This is a genomic window from Ruminococcus flavefaciens ND2009 (genome assembly GCF_000621785.1).
In the GTDB taxonomy this organism is placed as follows: Bacteria; Bacillota; Clostridia; order Oscillospirales; family Ruminococcaceae; genus Ruminococcus; species Ruminococcus flavefaciens_C.
The window spans coordinates 60018-80639 of record NZ_JHXI01000018.1 but is presented as its reverse complement, the minus strand read 5'-3'; the positions used below and the strand labels follow the sequence as shown (position 1 = coordinate 80639).

General features: G+C 40.7%; 21 protein-coding genes. 6 read left to right on the top strand and 15 right to left on the bottom strand.

Annotated elements, in window-relative coordinates; all coding sequences use genetic code 11:
• Positions 1-49: 49 nt before the first annotated feature.
• A complete protein-coding gene (locus tag T488_RS0106115; RefSeq protein ID WP_028520032.1) occupies positions 50-415 on the bottom strand; it encodes a hypothetical protein in 366 nt (121 codons plus the stop codon).
• A 263-nt stretch (positions 416-678) separates the two neighbouring features.
• Between T488_RS0106115 and T488_RS0106110 the strand changes: the two genes are divergently transcribed.
• The 4 genes from T488_RS0106110 (at position 679) to T488_RS19815 (ending at position 4741) form a co-directional block, all read left to right on the top strand.
• Entirely contained in the window at positions 679-1848 is a 1170-nt protein-coding gene (locus T488_RS0106110; RefSeq protein WP_028520031.1) for a DUF6076 domain-containing protein, read from the top strand.
• A gap of 70 nt (positions 1849-1918) precedes the next feature.
• Positions 1919-3052 carry a protein kinase gene (locus tag T488_RS0106105; RefSeq protein ID WP_028520030.1) on the top strand — a complete coding sequence of 378 codons (1134 nt, stop codon included), beginning with the start codon at positions 1919-1921 and terminating at the stop codon, positions 3050-3052.
• Positions 3053-3261: 209 nt separating this feature from the next.
• The gene (locus T488_RS0106100) at positions 3262-4590 is read left to right on the top strand and encodes a helix-turn-helix domain-containing protein (protein ID WP_028520029.1); all 1329 of its coding nucleotides are present in this window, start codon (positions 3262-3264) and stop codon (positions 4588-4590) included.
• Positions 4571-4741 carry a hypothetical protein gene (locus tag T488_RS19815; protein WP_196243276.1) on the top strand — a complete coding sequence of 57 codons (171 nt, stop codon included), beginning with the start codon at positions 4571-4573 and terminating at the stop codon, positions 4739-4741. Before T488_RS0106100 ends, T488_RS19815 begins: the two co-directional genes overlap by 20 nt.
• Positions 4742-4864: 123 nt before the next feature.
• On the opposite strand, the gene T488_RS0106090 is transcribed toward T488_RS19815, so the two are convergent.
• From T488_RS0106090 to T488_RS0106055, 8 genes are all read right to left on the bottom strand, one after another.
• A complete protein-coding gene (locus T488_RS0106090; RefSeq protein WP_028520028.1) occupies positions 4865-5323 on the bottom strand; it encodes a hypothetical protein in 459 nt (152 codons plus the stop codon).
• The gene (locus T488_RS0106085; RefSeq protein ID WP_028520027.1) at positions 5320-5775 is read right to left on the bottom strand and encodes a DUF3990 domain-containing protein; all 456 of its coding nucleotides are present in this window, start codon (positions 5773-5775) and stop codon (positions 5320-5322) included. The genes T488_RS0106090 and T488_RS0106085 overlap by 4 nt, the downstream gene beginning before the upstream one ends.
• A 58-nt stretch (positions 5776-5833) precedes the next feature.
• Complete coding sequence (locus tag T488_RS0106080; RefSeq protein WP_028520026.1) at positions 5834-6838, bottom strand: serine hydrolase domain-containing protein; 1005 nt, start codon at positions 6836-6838, stop codon at positions 5834-5836.
• Positions 6839-6964: 126 nt separating this feature from the next.
• Positions 6965-7666 (bottom strand): SDR family oxidoreductase, encoded by a 702-nt coding sequence (locus tag T488_RS0106075; protein ID WP_028520025.1) that lies wholly within the window; start codon positions 7664-7666, stop codon positions 6965-6967.
• 13 nt (positions 7667-7679) lie between these two features.
• Positions 7680-8084, bottom strand: coding sequence for a hypothetical protein (locus T488_RS0106070; RefSeq protein WP_028520024.1), 405 nt, complete (start codon positions 8082-8084; stop codon positions 7680-7682).
• A gap of 82 nt (positions 8085-8166) precedes the next feature.
• Positions 8167-8622, bottom strand: a complete 456-nt coding sequence (locus T488_RS0106065; RefSeq protein ID WP_028520023.1) for a rhodanese-like domain-containing protein — start codon at positions 8620-8622, stop codon at positions 8167-8169.
• 17 nt (positions 8623-8639) lie between these two features.
• The gene (locus T488_RS0106060) at positions 8640-9329 is read right to left on the bottom strand and encodes a M24 family metallopeptidase (protein ID WP_028520022.1); all 690 of its coding nucleotides are present in this window, start codon (positions 9327-9329) and stop codon (positions 8640-8642) included.
• Between the two features lie 161 nt (positions 9330-9490).
• Entirely contained in the window at positions 9491-9736 is a 246-nt protein-coding gene (locus tag T488_RS0106055; protein WP_037297264.1) for a helix-turn-helix domain-containing protein, read from the bottom strand.
• Between the two features lie 122 nt (positions 9737-9858).
• Between T488_RS0106055 and T488_RS0106050 the strand changes: the two genes are divergently transcribed.
• Positions 9859-10344: an SLOG family protein gene (locus T488_RS0106050; protein ID WP_028520020.1), complete on the top strand. Its 486-nt coding sequence runs from the start codon at positions 9859-9861 to the stop codon at positions 10342-10344.
• 461 nt (positions 10345-10805) lie between these two features.
• Positions 10806-12137: an ATP-binding protein gene (locus T488_RS0106045; protein ID WP_028520019.1), complete on the top strand. Its 1332-nt coding sequence runs from the start codon at positions 10806-10808 to the stop codon at positions 12135-12137.
• A 64-nt stretch (positions 12138-12201) separates the two neighbouring features.
• Here T488_RS0106045 and T488_RS17115 read toward each other — a convergent pair whose 3' ends face one another.
• From T488_RS17115 to T488_RS0106015, 6 genes are read right to left on the bottom strand one after another with little or no spacing between them, the layout of a single operon-like run.
• Entirely contained in the window at positions 12202-12930 is a 729-nt protein-coding gene (locus tag T488_RS17115; protein ID WP_051536352.1) for a M48 family metallopeptidase, read from the bottom strand.
• Positions 12930-16025, bottom strand: a complete 3096-nt coding sequence (locus T488_RS0106035) for a type I restriction endonuclease subunit R (protein WP_037297260.1) — start codon at positions 16023-16025, stop codon at positions 12930-12932. The genes T488_RS17115 and T488_RS0106035 overlap by 1 nt, the downstream gene beginning before the upstream one ends.
• Before the next feature lie 20 nt (positions 16026-16045).
• On the bottom strand, positions 16046-17170 hold the full coding sequence (locus tag T488_RS0106030) for a hypothetical protein (protein WP_028520017.1): 1125 nt from the start codon (positions 17168-17170) through the stop codon (positions 16046-16048).
• Complete coding sequence (locus T488_RS19255; protein ID WP_082320446.1) at positions 17167-18480, bottom strand: restriction endonuclease subunit S; 1314 nt, start codon at positions 18478-18480, stop codon at positions 17167-17169. Before T488_RS19255 ends, T488_RS0106030 begins: the two co-directional genes overlap by 4 nt.
• Complete coding sequence (locus T488_RS18645; RefSeq protein WP_051536350.1) at positions 18477-19073, bottom strand: DUF4145 domain-containing protein; 597 nt, start codon at positions 19071-19073, stop codon at positions 18477-18479. The genes T488_RS19255 and T488_RS18645 overlap by 4 nt, the downstream gene beginning before the upstream one ends.
• Complete coding sequence (locus T488_RS0106015; RefSeq protein ID WP_028520016.1) at positions 19070-20599, bottom strand: type I restriction-modification system subunit M; 1530 nt, start codon at positions 20597-20599, stop codon at positions 19070-19072. The genes T488_RS18645 and T488_RS0106015 overlap by 4 nt, the downstream gene beginning before the upstream one ends.
• Between the last annotated feature and the right edge of the window lie 23 nt (positions 20600-20622).

Below are 20622 nucleotides of genomic sequence, written 5' to 3'. Positions count from 1 at the left end.
TATACTTAATATATAAGCCTATGACATCATGACACAGCCCCTATGACAATCAGCTTTTAAATTTCAATGCCAACTCTGCGTCGCGGAGCTTGTCCTCGTCCATGTCGTAATTCAGGAATGCGACTTCGTATGAGTTCTCGACCTGACGACCGTTGTCAGCATAGTTGTTGTGGATACGAATGATGTCCTTCTGCGCAAGAGTTTTCAGTGCGCGCTCAACATTGCTCACCGACATCGCAGTATCTCTTGCGATACCTGTGCGGCTTATGGTCGAGGTTTTCTTTTCGCTGTCGTAGTAGCAGAGTAGATCCATCACCACCTTGAACTCGGCAGGCGTAGTGATGTTGAGATACTCAAGCGGAGAGTTGACGCCATTAGAATAGCTTGTGCAGTTAGTCACGTTCATGTTTTTCATCTACATCTTCCTTTCGCGTTTCGAGTTTTTACTTGTGATGTCAAGAGTTGTCCGGACGTCTTAACTGTGTTCAGTATACACCAGACCTTGACAGAAGTCAATAGATGTTGTATAATAACTCTATCAGTTTCGATTTATTATCTATTATTTGTAAACTTTTTGTGAACAATCAAATTTAAAAGCGTTATGCAGATGATTATTGATCGCAAGTGTTCTGATAGTTGTATCAACTACTGCGAACACAAATTCTGAAAGGAGAAGCTATGTTTGAGATAGAAGTGCATTACCACGACCGCAAGATATATTTATCAGACGGGAGAGAGTACCCGCTCGGAGAAATACTTCTTCGCTATTTTTCAGCAAATATAAAGGATCTGGAATATGTTTATGATGTTTGTAAACGTGCAAAATCGCAGCTGAACATCAGTTCTGAGTATCAACCGTATGCAATCGGTGAGCGAGCACAAAAGGTTGAAGACGCTTATGAGCGTATCTTTGATATCGCAAAGAAGCTTCCGCCGTATGACAAACAGCACTTCCGCAGAGGTGTTCTGCAAAACTTGTTTGCTTATTATGATGACTTGTTTGTGAATTATTATAGAGGACAGAAAAACAATGAAGAGGATGACGATTATTATTTTATAGACAGGTCAGAAGGAGTAGACAACGGATATATCAGCGAAAACCTCAACGAGCTCAAACGGCTTCCTGACTATCATCTTGATGATGAAAAAGCGTTGAATGATTCCGAGAAAAAACAGTACGCGATAGAATTCATTTCACATATCAGAAGGATAGCTGATGAGTTTGAAACATTTGTTGCAGACCTGCTGCGATTAAAAAATGTTTTTATGCCATTTGCAGACGAACTCTGTGACCACAATAACTATCCGGCAAGCGAAAAGGTCATCGAAGTATTTCAGAAGTTTACCGCAACACATAATCTCAGCAATTCGTATATGAATCTGGAGTCCAGCGGCAGTATGTGCATGGGACATACAATAATTGAAACGAAAAAAGGTCCCATACTTTGTAAGACCTATCGTTTCACATCGCTGGGAGCCTTTCTGTATTTTGAATTGTTCAAGTGCATCGAGGAGAAGTTCATGCCTGTCAAGTGCCGCAACTGTGGTCGGTGGTTCATCATGAAGCATACCACCTTCTCCCACTACTGCAAGCGACTCATAAGCAGCAATCCGCCCAAGTCCTGCCGTGACATCTCAATGCGTCACACCTTCAAGGACAAGCTCAAGAATGATCCTGTGTGGGAGATATACAACCGCGCCTACAAGCAGCACTACGCTCGTTTTATGAAAAAGAAGATGAGCAAGTCTGAGTTTGCTGAGTGGGGTGAGTACGCTATTGAGCTGCGGCAGAAGGCTGCCAATGGTGAGCTTGAGATTGAGGAGTATCAGAGGCTAATGAGAATATAGCATAAATGTCACTTGATTAAATCGCTCTGTTGTGGTATAATAACTACATTAAACGAAAGGAGGCGGTAACATGGCATATGAACTGCGGCACTTTGATACTCCGCTAATGAGGTTCACAGCGACAGAGGATACAAGCACGCCCGAGATAGAAATACTCTGGGTGAACGAAGAAAAGAAGGCGTTACTGCCTCTTGATATGGATATTGACGGCGACAGCGTTTCGCGTTGGCTGAGGCACAGGACTATTCCGAAGAATCGAGCATACGTCCACAGCTTCCTCAGCAAGTGCGGACTCAATCTCAACCGTCCTATGAGTATACTAAGCGTATCAAAGGGACTGTCGCTGAACGACTGCTACTGGGTGGTTGAGGAAGGTTTTGAGGGTGGCTTCTCGCAGTACAATCTGTACGAAAACAGGTTCAGCAGAGTGCTGGGACTTATCGCTTTCACAGGCTACGGCAGCTCTGTGAGAACTTCTCTGGCGTCCTGTCCTGAGTTCACAACGAATGGTATGCTGCCAAAGTGCTGGCGCAGAGAGAACGGAGTTATCAGACTTTACAAAGGCGGAACAAGCGGAGCTTCAAATACAGGCAATGAGCCATATTCGGAATTTTACGCTGCTCAGATAGCAGACGCTCTGGGTATCAACGCTATCTCCTATGGGCTGTCAAAATGGCAGGGTGAACTGTGCTCCACCTGCGAACTGTTCACAAGCAAGGACTACTCCTTTATGCCGATAGGCAGACTTGTCAGCAAGGGCGGTATGAAAGCTGTCCGTGAGTATTACAAGTTGCTGGGCGAGGAGTTCATAAATGCGCTTGATGATATGCTTGTGCTTGATGCAATAATCTGCAACGTAGACAGACATTTCGGGAACTTCGGATTTCTGGTGGATAACCGTACAAACAAGATAGCTGCTCCTGCACCGCTGTTCGACCACGGCAACTCCCTGTTCAATCTTGCAGGCAGGGACGATCTTGTCTCCGATAAGGCACTCAGCGATTATGCGGATACACTCGTACCGTGCGTGTATGATGACTTCATCGATACTGCTAAAAAGGTACTCAGCAACAGGCACAGAGAAGGACTTCGCAGGCTGCTCGACTTCCGCTTCAAGCGCCATTCAAGGTATAATCTCGATAGTAAGCGACTGAAGCTCATCGAGGAGCAGATACACAAACGAGCACAGGAATTGCTGAAATAAACAAGCTGTTCAAATTACGCAATATGCAAAAAAGCCGCAGGGATCACCCTGCGGCTTAGTTATTATCAAATATTCAAGAATTATCATACCTTGTACACTGAAAGTGTACAAGCTTGTTACTGTACATTTTTAGTGTACACATTTTTGTGATTGCAATTTCCGAGTCAGCGTTGTATAATGATGTTAGAAATTCACAGGAGGTTGAAACTATGTTTTTATTGGAAAGCAAAGAAAATATAGGCAAATATCTGAAAAAACTGATAAAAGAAAGAGGATTTGAAAAAGATGCTGATTTCAGCAGAGCTTACCTAAAAGAAAAATACAGAAATATTGATTATACAGGAGATGATTTGAATGAAGATTTAAAAACGACAAAAAGCACTTTTTCACAAATATTCAGCGGAAATAAAGGTATCACAATAGAGCATCTGGCAATAATATCAAAGCTTCTCTGCGTTTCCTGTGAGGAGATACTTTCGGCTGGTAAGCAATATGCTTCTACAAGAAATCACGTCACGAATTATGAAATTGCTCAGTCACACGACAGAAAAGTCTGGGACGAATATATGAAGCGTGAAGACACCATTTTCCTCAATTGTGATGAATACTGTAAAACTGTTATTGACTACGCTCTCGAATTCAAGAACTATGCTTTTATGAAGTATCTTCTTGATGAAGGTTTTATCTGGTTTGTTGACCCAAATACAGACGATTGTGATATGTATGGTTATAGAGCAGGAACATCTATAAAACCTAAAGAGCTTGCCAAGAACTATCCAGAGAACCGCCTCCCTACAGAAATACGATTTCAAGACAGACTCAGAACTCAAACTATTGCACTGGCAATAGAAAACGAAGATTACGATATTTTAGAATCACTGCGGGCAAGAGAAATACCCGAAATGCATCAACTGACATGGAATGGAATTAATCCTGCTTTTATTTACAAAAATGAAGATTTGATCGAAGCGATTGCAAATTCCGAAAACGAAAAAGTCATTGATTATTTCTCAGATGAATTTACTATCGGAATTTACAATAATAAAAATATCACTGTTGTTTTTCCATTCCTTAGTAATGTGATTGAAAAAATGCTTGAAATAGGAAATGAAAAAGCAGCTGCTGTTGCTTTAAAGAAAGCTATAACTCATAATAAAGATACATTCAATAAAATCGATGATATGATAAAAATGGCTTGTAAACTGCATCATGATTCTCAGACTGAACAAATGGAGAGGCTCATAAAAGTATGCAATGAAACAGGCTGCAGCGTTAATGATGCAAATATGATAAAGCGTTTTAAAGAAAATGCCGATAATTATGCGTATATATATTCAACGTTCAATGTTGACGAATGCAATTATGTATCCTTTCATTATCGTAATAATGGACAGTATCACGATATCATCACCAATATCTGCAAAGTAACAAGTAAAAAAGGCTCAGCTGAAATTAAATCACTTGTAAAAGAACTCAACGAGTGGTATAACAAGATCATTTCACTGGGAGGTGAAAAGTATGCCAAAATACTGCTATAATTACGATTCAGGCGAATACGAATACATAGACGAAAACGGCTACAGTTGGGACAGAGGCGAATACGTTTACAACTGGGACGACAGCGAATACCGCCGTGAAGAAGAGGAAGAAGAACGCCGCCGCTGGGATGATAATGAAGATGATTGGTAAAACATAAGCCGCAGGGATTACCCTGCGGCTTATTTCATAGTGTAGCTCATTTATCATCAAATTGAAAAATGTGATAAAACAAGAATTATTCGCTATGTTTTGGTGCAAATCGGTTTGAAGTGATCATTCGGGTATGCAGTTATTCTGATAAGTTGCAAAAATCGTTCCGGGATTATCATAGTAAAAGCTACTGTTATAATCCTCGATAAGATCCACGATCTTCGAGCTGTAAGCATTCATAAGCGAAGAAATTATGTCATCACCGCTGTTCTCCGAAACAGCAAGTATCAGCCTTTTGTAGACCTTGCCTATATCCCAGTGAGTAGGTATTGAGTATTCACATTCAGCAACGTTATCAAAGCTTCCGTTAGTAATGTTATGATCGGTTATAAGATCATCGGCAACTCTGTCGATATTGTCGCTATGATAAACATCTGCAAGCTCATATATTTTGGAAATGGCTTCTTTCCCGAGCAAGCTTACGATGTACGATGGCTTGTTACTGGTTTTTCCTGCAATATAGCCTATCAGACTACAAGTATAAAACAGGTCGTTGCTCTTTTTATCTTCTCTTCCGCTCATTTTTTGACCGCCTCCGATCTCTGAAATGCAAGACATTCAAGAGCCTTATCGGAACAAAACACAATTTGATGTGTCGGATACTTGAATTTGGCAAGAGCCCAGAATTGTTCACGGGTTATGATACCATCAATGTAATCTGAAACGAAATTATAAATCTGATCATTTGCCGTTGCTCCTATCACAATATCGTGATTATGAGGCTTACCGCTTCGGCAGTCGATTATGAAATCCAGCCATTCGTCTGTCATTTCCTTGAATTCGAGAATATCCAGTTTTTCATTGATAAGCAGTGAATACACATTTATAACAGGCGTATCGAACCTTCTCGCCCATCTTTCAGCTTGCTCCTTTATAACGGTACAATAAAAGCCGACACCAAAGTCCTTGGTATTTCTCGCTGTTCTGATCTCAGGCTTCTGAACTTCTTCATAACTGCTGTGGTATACAAGCATTTCCCCATTAGGCTATCCTTTCTGCTTGGTCAAACTGTTTTATTTCAGCTCCCAGCCATTATCGCCGTGGTATATCACACACAAATGGTTCGATGTATTTTCTTATGAAATCAGACCTGTCCATTACAGTGGGCTTGAAATAGGACGCTACAGCTATAACGATATTCTTTTCAAGGTTAACGTAAATGACATTGCCGCTGTTTCCGAGAGCGGCGTATATATTCTTTTCACGGTCAAGTATCCACCACAGATAGCCGTATTCCATGCCCTGCCAGTTCTGATTTTCAATAGCTCTGGGACAAGTCATTTCTTCTATCCAACTTGCTGAGATTATTTGCTTTCCGTTATAAACGCCTTTGTTCAGGCAAAGCTGCCCTATCTTAGCCATATCCTCAGCCGACATACAAAGTCCGTATCCCGGAGTTCCCAGGTCTTCTGTATCGCAGAACCATACATTGCCTTTGGGAGTTTTCTCTATGGTAAACTGCTTGTGTTCCTCTGCTGTTTTTGCTATGTAGATCGAGTACGGTCTTATACCCAGCGGTCCGAAAAGATATTTGTTTGCATAGTCCACAGTTTTCATATTTGTTGCCTTGTACAGTATTCCCGTCAGAATATGCAGACATACCGTCTTATAGTTGAATTCGTCTGTCAGACCGTTCCTGCCTCCAAGAAAATCAAGGGAAGCGTATGTCCAGTTATCGCTTGAACACACCTTTGACCAGGGATCGCCCTTGCCTTTATAAGGCGCTCTCATTGTCAGCAGATGCTTGATAGTAACATCGTATATGGTCTTTTCGCCGCGTTTGACTTTATAATCAGGAAAATAGTCAAGAACTTTATCGTCGATACTGCCTATCTGCCCTTTATCAAGAGCAATACCGATAAGCAGCGACATAACGCTTTTTGTAGCGGACATTATATGTACGCAGTCATCTTTCTTGTAATCATGCCATGTGTCACTGTATACCATTTTACCGTCTTTGTAAGCACATATCTGACAAATGTTACTTTCATTGCCCTTGCTTTCCTCAATATACCTATGAAGTTCTTCTTTGGTCATAATATACCTCCGCATAATTAGAGTCTGTACATTCGATCGAAGTTTCATACAGTATCTTTATTGTAGCAATATCATTTTTAATTGTCAATACTTTTTTCAAAAACTTTATAACGCATGTAATAGTGTTTATTTCAGCTCCCAGCCATTGTCGCCGTGATATATCATCAGCTTTGTCATACCGCCGTCAATGCAGATATTCTCGCCTGTGATGAAGCCTGCCTTGTCGGAGCAGAGAAACAGAACCATATTGGCAATATCCATGGGGTTCCCCACACGACCGCAGGGCTGCTGATAAGCGTCAGAACCTTCGTAGACCTTGTAGGACGTATCTATCCAGCCTGGAGAAATAGAGTTCACACGCACCTTCCCTGCAAGGCTCACCGCAAGTGCGTGAGTGAGGGCAGCTATACCGCCCTTTGCCGCTGCATAGCTCTCGGTCTGCGGCTGACTCATACGGTCACGGGAGGACGAAATATTGATGATACTGCCGCCATTGCCAAAGTGCGGTGCGAACAGCTTCGACAGGTAAAACGGCGCAGTCACTCCCACTGACAGTGCGTACTGGAACTCCTCATAGCTGCACTCGTCAATGCCTTTCATCAGCGGCAGAGCGTTGTTGACGAGGAAGTCGATGTGTCCGTGCTTTGCAATGACTTCCGCCGCAAACCTTTCAAGCACGGACTTGTCGGAAATATCGCCGATGAAGTGGTCTCCCTCCGCCTTGTCGATAACGCACACAGCCGCACCATTCTTGCAGAATTCATCGGCTATACACTTACCGATACCATTTGCACCGCCTGTTACTACTGCTACTTTGTTTTTGAACATATTATCGCCTCATTTAATAATCTATAGCTATACTTTTCGGTATCAGCGAATTATCCTGATATATACTAAATATCTTCCATATCAATTTCAGTGCCATTATATCAAACCCAGAAATAGTTTTCCAACAGTAAGTACTATTCTTGACCGTTATTTGTCCAGTATCAAAAAGAGTTTCATAATCAACTTCTCTTTTAACTCTTTTAATTATGAGTTCCTTTTTCCCGTTAGGAAATCGTTTGATTTTTTCGTGTATCTCGGGTTCAACAAAAGCATTTTTCTTGATTGTAATCAGACCACAGAATGATTCTTTAGCAAGCTCGTAATCATCGTTATTAAGATTATAACAAGCATATTCATACACAACTTCAGCTTCATTTTCGTTTTTGATTCTACACCGTGCCGCATAACCCATACTCATTTCAAAATCACTCTTTCCTATAAGTTCAGTAACTCCATCTGCTCCAATTAAATGGCTTTATATAAAACAATAATACTCTTTTTTATTGATCTGTGACTACATCTCCGGTCCAGTCGATAATTCCGCCGAACTCGTAAATGTTGGTATATCCCATATCAGCCAGCTTCTGCGAAGCTTCCTTGCTGCGTCGACCGCTTCGGCAGTATATGAGAATTACCTGGTCGAGGTCGGGCAATTCCTTTGGCTGTTCCGTACCGATAGACTCGTTCGGAATAAGAATCGCACCGGGGATATGACCGCTGTCATACTCGTCCTGATGCCGCACATCGACGATAATGTGTCCGTCGTCAGCCTGCATCATTTCCTTAGCCTTTTCCTGTGTTATCTGCTGATAGGCCGCCGCTGCAGAAGCCGTTGTTGTCCTGACTTCCGACTGAGTACCTTCCGCTGAACTTGCCCCATTGCCGCAGGCTGTCAGCAGCATACATAATACGACAAAAACAGCAAGAACTGCTCCCCGTGATTTTGAGTTTCCCATAACAGGTGCCTTCTTTCTTATAGTTCTTTAAGCTTCCCGTCCACAAAATAATAAATATTCTCTTTCTTATACCCATATTTTGAGCCCTTGACGCTGATATGCGGCTCAAAAGTGAAATAATCCACTGACGAAAGCAGTGCAGTGTTGCCATTTTCGATGTAAATACGGTCGTTTTTGTCCTTTACGATCGAGTGACCGAGATTGCCGAGAAAGTCAAGGTTGATAAATCCGCGATTAGTTATTAGCTGATTAATATGGAAATACAGTTCCTCAAATGTGGTCTGCGGAGTCGCAAAGCTGAGCATTTCAGCGTGAAGTTCCTCCTCCATAAGCAGACCGTTCCGCCATTCATCGCTGCGGATACTGCTTATATCATCAACTACTTTGCCGTCCTCGAGAATTATCGTTCTTGCGTAGTCGCCCCATATATTGTCGTTCTGCGGACTGAGGTCAATAGTTATGATGTCATCAGCAGCGATAAGTCGGTCGGAGGTCACATACTCCCTGCCGGAGGCTGATACTGTGGTCTCGTCACCTGAGAAAACAAATGCACCAATGTCCCAGTACCAGAACGAATCTGCTCCCAACGCAAGCATTTTATCCTCGCAGAGGCGACGTACCTCGGTCAGCTTCATACCTGTATGTATCTCATTTTTTATGTATTCTATCGTGTCTTTCGCTATTTTCTGCACTTCGGAGTATTTCATATGATTGCCCTCTTTCTGTTCCAGATAATCCCTGATAATTACATTCTATCATTTTATCTGCAATAAAGCAATGGTAAGTGCAGAAATAATTGCTGATTCGGTGTTATAAATGAAAGGGCCCTGTAATCAGGTACAAAATCGCTCTGGTCACAGGGATATTGTTATTTTATTTCCTGTTCAAGGTCATCAAACTCGGGCGAACTAAAAAACTCGCCTAAAGTCATATCTAATCCGTCACATAGAATTTTTATCGTAGTTATAGAAGCATTTTTACGTTCAGGATTAAGGAGACTGTAAACCGTTGACGGTGTCACACCTGAGAGATTTGCCAGTTCATTAGCAGCTATCCCTCTGTCTTTACATATGCTCTTTAGTCTCTGTACAACAGCTTCCTTTACAACTGACATATTCCTCACCACCATCTATTATTTCTTTTATTATACAAATTAATACGCTTCTGCGTGTACGCACTTGCGTATATAATAAGATAATGGTATAATAAGAAAAATAGAATTGGAAGGTGAATAAATTGACTTGTACGATCATATCAACAGGCGAGGAACTGAAACTCGTCTGCAAAAATGAAAATGAACCTCCATATCCCGAGATAAAAGCAAAGCTCTGTGAGAAGATATGGGAGCTTTACTGCAAGGGATATGACAGGTTCTGGATAAACTGTGAGTATGGAGTGCCGCTGTGGTGCGGAGAGATAATAACAGCACTGGCTATGTACAACGACATCGAGCTGAACATCGCCATGCCATATGAGGAGCAATCTACAAACTGGGTTGAGGAGCACCGTGACCGTTTTTTCAGACTTCACGCCGATTCGGATAATGTTGCGATCGTTTCACATCACTACACCAATAAATGCTATGACCTCGCAGATGAGCATATGATAGATGATTCCGACCTGCTGCTTGTAGTCGGAACACACACTGATTGTTACGGAGCTTCCTACTCGAAAAAGAATGGCATAAAAGTCGAGCAGTTGTTATTTGCACTGCCATATTGAAAACCGCATATATCTGTGATATAATATATAGGCTAAGGACGCTCCTGAGAACAATGAATCTCCAACAGACACTATTGCCGCTGCCGTTATAACAACTGTCCCCAAACAGGAGTTTGTTACCGCACACTACGGCATACCTACTCCTGACAATAACCCTTAGAAGCCGTCTGTTTCTGCAAAAACTGAATCCGAATCTTTTGATGTTTCAAAATTTAAAGTCGGTATCAAGGTGACACATAAGATGTTCAGTGTCAGAACAGTTGTCAAATAGTATAAGTCCAATAAGTATGTTATAGTTCATGCACTGCTCTACCAACTGTAATACAAATATGTGTCGATACGGCAATTATTCACTATAATTTTGTGCAAATAGGTTTGTTAATGGCTATAAAAATGTGTGAAACCGCTTGACTTTTGGCTCTGTTTATTGTATCATAGAGAGGACAGGAGGTGCAGTGTATATGTATATGCCGCGTAAAATAGACAAGTTTCTCACTGATTGGAAATCCGAACAGGACAGAAAGCCACTTATAGTAAAAGGCTCACGTCAGGTCGGCAAGACGGAATCCATAAGGCACTTTGCCGCTGACAATTATGACAGCTTTATTGAAATAAATTTTGTTGAAGAACCAAAATACACGATGATCACTTCCGACGGATACAAAACTGACGATATTATAAAAAACATCTCGCTCATTGATCCGTCCAAGAAGTTCATTGACGGCAAAACACTTATATTTTTTGACGAAATACAGAGCTTTCCCGATATTGCCACAAGTCTCAAATTCTTCAAGCAGGATGGCCGTTTCGATGTGATATGCAGCGGCTCCATGCTCGGTATCAATTACCGAAAAATCGAGAGCAATAGCGTCGGCTATAAGAAAGACTTTACTATGCGTTCGCTTGATTTTGAGGAATTTCTCTGGGCGAAAGGTTATGACGATTCATTCCGTGAGAAACTGTTCAGCCACATGATAGAGCAGAAGCCGTTCAGTGAGCTGGAGCTCTCGGTTTGCCGCTCGCTATTCCTCGACTTCTGTGTGCTTGGCGGTATGCCTGCGGTGGTTTCGCAGTATATCGAAAACGGCACATTTGAAGGCTCCCTTGATACGCAAAGACAGCTTCTCGCGGACTACAAGGAGGATATTCGTAAATACGCAGAAGGCGTTGACCAGACTCGTATTCTTAACGTGTTCAATCGGATCGCTCCGCAGCTTGCAAAGGAGAACAAGAAGTTTCAGATCTCAAAGGTAGCCTCTGGAGCTCGTTTCCGCGATTACCGTGGCTGTATAGACTGGCTCGTTGATGCTGGCATCGTCAATCCCTGTTACTGTCTAAACTTTCCTGAGTTGCCACTAAAGGGTAACTATGATGAGGATAAGTTCAAGCTATATTTTGCAGACAGCGGTCTGCTAGTGGCAATGCTGGACGATGAAGCACAGGACGACCTCCGTGCAAACAAAAACCTTGGTGTATATAAAGGCGCTCTCTATGAAAACATCGTTGGAGAAGCTCTTGTTAAAAGCGGCTGCGACCTCTATTACTATCGTCGTGAGGACTCCACGCTTGAACAGGATTTCTTCATGCGTACTAAGGATTCGCTTGTGCCTGTTGAAGTCAAGGCTGAGAACGGCAGGGCGAAGTCCCTTAAAACGCTGATAAACTCCGATAAATACGCGGATATTAAATTCGGTGTTAAGCTGTTCAACGGTAATGTCGGTTATTCGGACAATGTGTATTCATTTCCGTATTTCTGTGCATTCCTGCTTAAAGAGTTCCTGCAAACTAAATAAAAGAAATGATCCCGAAAGCGGTCTTTAGCTGACTGCTTTCGGGATTGTTGTATTAGAGGTTTATTCATAAAACAATACTGTTCTCAAGAAAACGTTTACTCTCTCTCCAATCAGGCAGCATTACCTGTAAAAGAGAGTAGAACTGCTTTGAATGATTAGGATGAATAAAATGACAGAACTCATGATACACCACATATTCAATGCAGTTCTTAGGAGCCTCGATCAATCGTTTATTAAGTGTTATTATACCTTTATTCGGCAGACAGCTGCCCCAACGGGACATCATATTGCGAAGTTTCAACTGCGGATAATCAACTCCATACGGAATGAATTTCTGATGAACTTCGTGCATTATTTCATTGAAGATGATACCGCACTGTTCATTCAGCCAGTTGTTGAGAAGGTTCTTTTTTCTGTTATAATAGTCGGGACGTTTTACATGAATGTAAACATATATACCGTCGGTATTTACATATTCCTCTGCATCTTTGATAATGCTTATCCGCATATTCTTTCCGAGAAGTGTAACATTTTCTCCGCTGACATACTTCATTTCAGTTTTAGGTATCTCATTGCTTTCAAAAGTATCAACAGCATTTCTGATATACCTGCACTTGCTGATAACAAAAGAATCTGCTATACTCTCGGCAACATTCTCAGGCACTGAAACAAAAATACTTCCATTATGACGTATTCTGAGATTTATGTTTTTGATATTCTTGCGCTCAAAAATGTATTCAATATCTCCGCACTCGGTTTTTACTTTTCTTGTTTCTGTTGACAATATTTTCATTAAAACCTCCTGAGTGCAATGGTTTTAACGTTATCAATGATCTTATCCATAATCTCAAAGCTAAGATCCCAGTTATTATTGTCGCTGTAATCGTATAGAAGATCGTCTAGTGCATGAGATATTTTCTTGTGAATGTCAATGTTTGAGGTCCAGTCTACTTTGCTGTATTCCTTTATTATGTCTGTTATATCCGCCGACAGATCAGCTACTATATCTCTGTTTTCTGAAAGTGGTATTACTTCATCAAGTATCGCTGAAACAACTCCATAGAACGCCTGAGCATGAACATTGTCTTTAATTCTTTCAGGATATTTGAGTTCAGTTTTTCCGCTGCGGTATTCCTCCATGATCTTAGTCATCTTTTCAAGATACTCTGCTTCGCTTATTACCTGCTTTTTGTACAGTTCGAGAGCTTCTTTTATTTTCTTTGAGAAATTATCATAATAAGCAGGGTTTTCATCATATTTTTCGGATATGCTTTTAGTCATTCTTGAACGAATGGCATCTGCCTTTGATCTTGCAGAGCCAAGTTCGTTCAGTTCCTTTTCAAGTCCGTCTGAATCCAGAATATCAACGGGAGCCGTAACGATTTTCAAGCCTGTTACAGAAAGGTTCTGATCAAGTAAATTCTGCATTATAGGCTCATATTCCTTATTATCGATAGCATCAGCATAGCGGAGTTTTACAGACTTTCTGATCTTAGAGAACATGATGAATTCAGATTTGTACTTATTTATCTCATCACGTGGTACAGCTTCGTAAGCCTTCTCGGAATTGACTACAATAGCAAGAGCTTTTCCGAATTTACAGAGAAGATTGTAGAAGTCATTTCGTAAATCTTCATCTTCCAGCTTATCCTCATATTCATTTACATCATTTTTGTTTCTGATGCTTATGAAGAGTTCACAGAGCTGAGAATATGCTTCACGAAGTTCTCCTACAACTGTCATAACGTCAACGATAGCTCCTGAAAGATCAGTGCCTTCATAGTTTTCAAGACCTGCGCCGCTGTACATATTCATAGCAGTATCGAGTTTCTGAATAAGTCCTCGATAGTCAACAATGAGACCATAATCCTTGCCGTCATACAGTCTGTTTGTACGGGCAATAGCCTGAAGCAAGCCGTGTTCTTTCAGTTCTTTATCAATGTATAAAACCTGACACACCGGTGCATCAAAACCCGTAAGCAGCTTACTGCATACTATGAGGATATCGATGTCGCCGTCACAGAATTTATTCTTGATAGTTTCTTCGTATGTATCTGCATCGCCATACTGTTTCATCATCTTGTTCCAGAACGCTATGACTTTGTTATCTGTCTCGGACAGTATATCGTCTTCACCCTCACGCATATCGGGAGCTGATATAACAACAGCGCAGTTAAGACTTCCAAGCTGCTCAAATACTTCAAGATAACGTACAGCGTCACGCTTGAAATTGGTTGCAAGCATTGCTTTCATACCTGTATTCTTTACGCTGTCTGTAAAGTGCTCTTCAATGTCAAGAGCTATCCTGCGAATTCTCGCATCGGTAGAAGTCAGGCGCTTGATGCTGCTCCATTTCTGCTTCAGATCCTCACGCTCACGCTCGTTAAGACGGCGAGTAGTTTTCTCAAACCACAGGTCTATATTATCTTCATCAACTTTCTGATCCACAAAACGTCCCTCATAAATAAGCGGAACTATCGCTTTATCATCAACTGCATCCTTGATAGTATACTTGTGAATATAGTCACCGCCGCCGAACCGTCCGACAGTGGATTTCTCCTTTTTCATCAGCGGAGTACCTGTAAAGCCTATGTAGCATCCACAAGGGAAAACTATTCGCATTTTAGTCGCAAGTGTTCCATAGTTACTGCGGTGACTTTCATCTACAAGCACAAATATATTGCGGTCATTTATCTTAACTTTCTGATTTTCAGCAGTATTGAATTTATTGATTATCGTTGTTACAACATCAGCTTTATCGCTCTGTATCAGCTCGACAAGATGCTTTCCGGATGTGGCTTTTGCCGGTGAAAGTCTGGTGTGTGCAAATGTCTTGGCAATCTGGTTATCAAGGTCTTTACGGTCGGTAACTATGATAACTTTCGGGTGACAGCTTGTAAGTTCCATGAGGATATATTTTGCAAGCATTACCATTGTAAGGGACTTTCCGCTTCCCTGAGTGTGCCATATAACACCACTCTGACGATTGCCGTTCTCATCATCGGTGTTGATAGTCTTTATTATTTTTCGGATAGCAAAAAACTGCTGGTGTCGGCATATTTTCTTTATGTTCGCATCAAAGACAATGAAATACTTTGTAAGCTCCATAAGTCTATGCCTGTCAAAGAGCGACACGATATCCCTGTCCTGTTGAGTGATACTGCGGTCAGTGATATGCTGTGAAAGCAGTTCGTCAAGCCACTCGGTATCTTCTTCACGCCATACGTTCCAGAACTTCTTCGCAGTTCCTGTGGTCGCATATTTGAAGAAGTTTTTATTTGTTGCGGCGACTATCTGAGCAAACTTGAAAAGCTGCGGAGTGTATTCCTGTTTCTGATTGCGGATAGTCTGCTCAACCGCCTGTTCTACGGAGATTGTCGGTGCTTTGCACTCTATAACGGCAAAAGGGATTCCATTAACGAAAAGAACAATATCGGGGCGTGTGTCATGCTGGCGGTCTGCGCTGTGAACCGTGAACTCCTCAGTAACATGAAAGACGTTATTGGAAATATTGTCCCAATCTATGTATTTCAGATTAAAGTTAATGGCTCTGCCATCGGGGAGAGTTTCGGGATAGCTGCGACCAAGCATAATATCGTTGTAGACCTTCTCACTTGACACAACAAGGTTGTCAGCAAGAGGTTCATCTATCTCGTCAACTGCTCGCTCGATATTTTCGGCTGAAAACTTATATTCAGTATCACCGAAAGTATAGCTATTCAGACGGCTGAGCTGTGAACGCAGAACATCTTTGAGGATAACATTATAAAGCCCATCACGCTGAGCTTCGCACTCCTCGGGAGAGAGATAGGTATAGCCGAGCTTTTTCAGTAATTCAATGGCAGGGTATTTGCTTATGTTATCTTCGAGGTATGCGTCTTTTTCCATTAAATCACCACCTTTTAGATTTATGCTCTTGAAATACTATCAAAAGATCTGACAGTTATTTCAATATTGTCTTTAGGTACTATTATTTGCTCATTTACATAAACAATAGCATCTTTGTCGTTTATTTCGATTCTTTCAGCTATGAAACTGTCGGTATCATGTATTATAACAGAATAATTGTTATTATTAATTTTTGTAATTGAAATGCGATTTTTTAGATTTTCAGCATCTTGTCTGCCTTGATTATATTCCATAATAAAGAAACCAATAAAAATAATAATCATCATTGCGAACCCTCGAACAATATATCTATTCGATAGGAAGTATCTTATACCAAGTTTATCCAATTTTCTAATTGGAAACATTGGTAATTCATAATTACTTTCATCAGCTTTTTCCAATTCTTCTATACATTCTTTTTTGATTTTTTCTTTGTTTATGCTTGAAAAAAAGTAACCAGTAATTGCAATGAATAATCCTGAAATAAAAATTGCTGCTAAAAATAGTATTAACGATTTACTATGTATATTCCCTTGCTGTAAATATGCAATGTAAATAACTACTCCCCATATTATTTCCAATAATACAAAGTAACCGATAACTTGTCTCCAGGCATTAATATTTGCTTGCTTGCACCATTTCTTTAATTCTTCGTATTCATTCTTATTTAATTTGATATCAAGATTATCCATTAAATCTTTGTGCTTTTTGGTGATTGGCTTTTTTCCCTTTGTTGTTTTTTTAGATTTATTGAATCTAAAATCATTATTACTTAATATTTTTTTCGCGGTTTTTATATAAATCATATGCTTTCTAAATGTACTCATTGTTTCATTCATTAAGCTCATATAAATAATACCTGTTACTAATAAAGCAAAAGAAAGTGCTATGTCTTGCAACCAATATGTTTCCGGTGTAGAAACAAGTTTAGGATCAATATTCCAATAGTTCAAATATGCAATATGATAAAGGTAAGAGCCAAATTTCAAAATCATGGTAACAACTGCAATTAATGCTGAAACAACAGCTATCAAAATGGAAGTATTCTTTTTTAGGTATTCATATATAGAGTATCCATTTTCTTTAGGCTTTGATGTTTCTTTATCAGATTCTGTAATAATAGTATTATTGTTTTCGTCGCTCATATACACCTAACCTTTCCTGTAAGCAATAATTGCATAAGGGCTTTTTTCTTTTGTTTTTCCTGTTCTGACTTACGCTGATGAAGGGTAATAAGATTATCCAAAGCACTAAAGCATCTCGAAATTCTCTCTTGCTCATCAGTAGAATCTGGAGCTTTCAATGAGGTCCCTTGTAATGCTGATTTAGATACTGAAGTCACTTTTGTTCCTTGCATTAACGGAAGTAGTTGATCGTGATATGCCCCTGAGTTCATGTAGTATCCGAGGTATCCAGAGGCAAACTTGCATTGAGGTCTGCAAGGAATTGTATGTAGCCCTGAGACAATAGATTTGCCCTGAATCTCGCATATTTCCGTACATTTTCCAACAGTTTCGTCCTCGGCAGTATCAGCGATTATAATATCTCCGTCCTGCAAAAATGAAGCCTTGAATTTGGATAGTACGCTCTCCGAGGATATACAAGGTAATTGTTCTGATGTAGCGTTAAGAGTCTCTCCGTACTTAATAAGAACATCGCCATAATGGACTGTATATCCGCAGCCTGAATCGCTTAATTCAGCTCTCGATAGAGTATTATTTTGCAGTATTGTGAACACTTCAGAAAACTTATACTGTTCCCAAGGATCAGTAAATCCTTTAAATCTGAGTTCGGGGTATTTACTGCCTTTTTGCGGAAACATCTTTTGCAGATAGGCTTTTTTCAGTTCTTTCAACTGCTCTATCTTCTTTTCCTGCAATTCTATCAGCTTGTCCTGCGTGGAGAGTATCTCGGCTATCTTTTGCTGTTCGGGGAATGGGGGAATTGCGTAGATTAGATTTCCAAGTTTTTTCAGTGATAAAACTTGCTGAGCCGTTCCTTCCACAAAAGGCATAAAACGATGATATATAGAAAAATTGAGCAATTCCAACATAAATGTTGTATTAACTTTCTTTTTAAAAGAAAAGACAGGATAAAAGTAACTGATTATTCCTTTATCTATAATCGTATTCTTGTTAAACACAAATCTTCCGTCATCTGTTCGACTTCTAAACGTTAAATATCCGTAAGGAATAATATTGTAGCCTGTATTATTCTCTGTTGTTACTTGTCTATCTTTAAAATAATCTGTTTGTAGCATTAAACCTTTTCTTGAAGATGTTAAGACAGGATATTGATTGTTTTCTGTGCTTTTTTCTTTATATTCAACTAAATATTTGCCTATTTGCTCAACTTCCCACTCCACAGGCACAATACCGACTTTTGTTTTCTTGTAGCCTTCGGGGATGATACCTTTATTTATGTCGGCTATGCGTTCTTTTGTTTCTGAGGTCATGTTTTATCACCTTCGCTCATTTCATTAGGCAGCTCATAAATAAACAACAGCAACGATGACAGAAAGGTAATAACCTTTTCTGTTTCTTCCTTTTCTTTAATAACTATCTGATGATTGGCAACATTTCCTGATTTGCGAATGAAGTCTACCCATTTTTTACCGTTAGGCGGTATAAACCCATTGTTCTCAAGATAATCAATATACTTTGCAAATGTTTCTCCTTCTTTTGCGCCTTGCTCAACAGCAATATGCATAAGAAGTGTTCTTGCAATCATCTGAGATGATGTATAACACTTGTTAGAATAGTTAGTTCTGCATTCATCATAGAGCGTCTGAATATTTTCAGGAAGTCCTTTTATATCACGACCATACATAGATCCGGGAAATGATTCATCAGTATAACTGTTATATATTATTGGATTTGTACATAAGGGGCATTTATACACAAAAATATCTTCATATTGACTTTTTATGTAAAAACCTGTATTAGGAGCAATTGTATTTCCACAGTATGCACATTCTATAGAATGACTTGGCAATTCTACTTCCTTTATATAATCCAATTCACCATATGCCTTATATATTTTCTTCATAATCCCAACTCCTTCAAAAACTCGTCCATCTTCGCCTGCACCTCAGCGATTTCCTTTTCTGTTGCGGCAATGTCAGCCTTGACAACATCAATATCAATGGGGGCTTCCTCCTCGAAAGTATCGACATAACGGGGAATATTGAGGTTGTAGTCGTTCTCGATGATCTCGCTCTTTTCGGCAACATAGCTGTACTTGTCCACGGCTTCACGCTTGCGGTAAGTATCAATGATACGCTCTATATCGCTGTCACGGAGAATGTTCTGGTTCTTGCCTTTTTCAAAATTACCGTCACCGCTTGCATCAATGAACAGCACATCAGATTTACTGCGGTTCTTCTTGAAAACAAGAACGCAGGCAGGAATACCCGTACCGTAGAACAGGTTTGCAGGCAGACCGATAACAGCGTCAAGCAGGTTGAAGTCGATTATCTGCTGACGAATTTTGCCCTCGCTTGCACCTCTGAAAAGTACACCATGAGGAAGAACAACCGCCATGCGTCCGCCGTTTTCGTCAAGGCTGTGGAGCATATGCAGAACAAAGGCATAGTCGCCCTTTGAAGTCGGAGGAACTCCCCATGCAAAGCGTCCGAAGGGATCAAGTGAAGCGTTCATCTTCTCTTTTTTCTTGTCCTCGCCGCTGAGTCCCGAGAGGAAACCGCTGTCCCATTTATCAAGGGAGAAAGGCGGATTTGCCACAACGCACTGAAACTTCATCAGCTTGTCTTCCTTGATATTCTGAGGATTTGCAAGGGTATCGCCCTGCCAGATAACAGCATCATCAACACCGTGGAGGAACATATTCATCTTACACAGCGCCCATGTCTGGTTATTGACTTCCTGACCGTAAACGGCTGCTTTGTGGGACTGCACTTTATTGTACGCTTTAAGGAGCAAACCGCCGCTTCCGCAGGTAGGATCGTAAATTCTCTCATTTTCCTGCGGCGAAACAAGCTCAGCAACGAGCTTTGAGACCTGACTTGGGGTAAAGAATTCTCCGCCCTTTTTGCCTGCATCGGAAGCAAAGTTAGCTATCATGTACTCATAAGCGTCACCGATAATATCTGCGCTGTCCAATTGCGTAGGACGGAGGTCAAGCTCATGGAAATCCTCAAGCAGATTACGGAGGATAGCGTTCTTGTCCTTAGTCTCGCCGAAGTCAACAGTGGAGTTGAAGTCGATAGCACGGAACACGTTGCGGAGTTTCTCGCTGTTGTTATTTTCGATCTCGGCAAGGGCAACATTTATCTTCTGACCGATCTCGTTATCGGTGCGGTTGTCGTAGAGATAATCGAAAGTAGAAGTCTCGGTCAGTGTGAAACGCTCATTACGCATAGCACGTTCAACACGTCTTTCGTCGCCCTTGTATTCCTCGATATACTTAGCTTTTGTCTCGTTGTAAACGTCATTCAGATACTTGACGAAGAGCATGGCGAGTATGTAGTCCTTGTAACGGGAGCTGTCTATCTTGTTTCTGAAGCTGTCGCAGGCGCTCCAGAGTACCTTTTCTATATCGTTTTTAGTAGTCATTATTATTTACCTCACTATTCTAT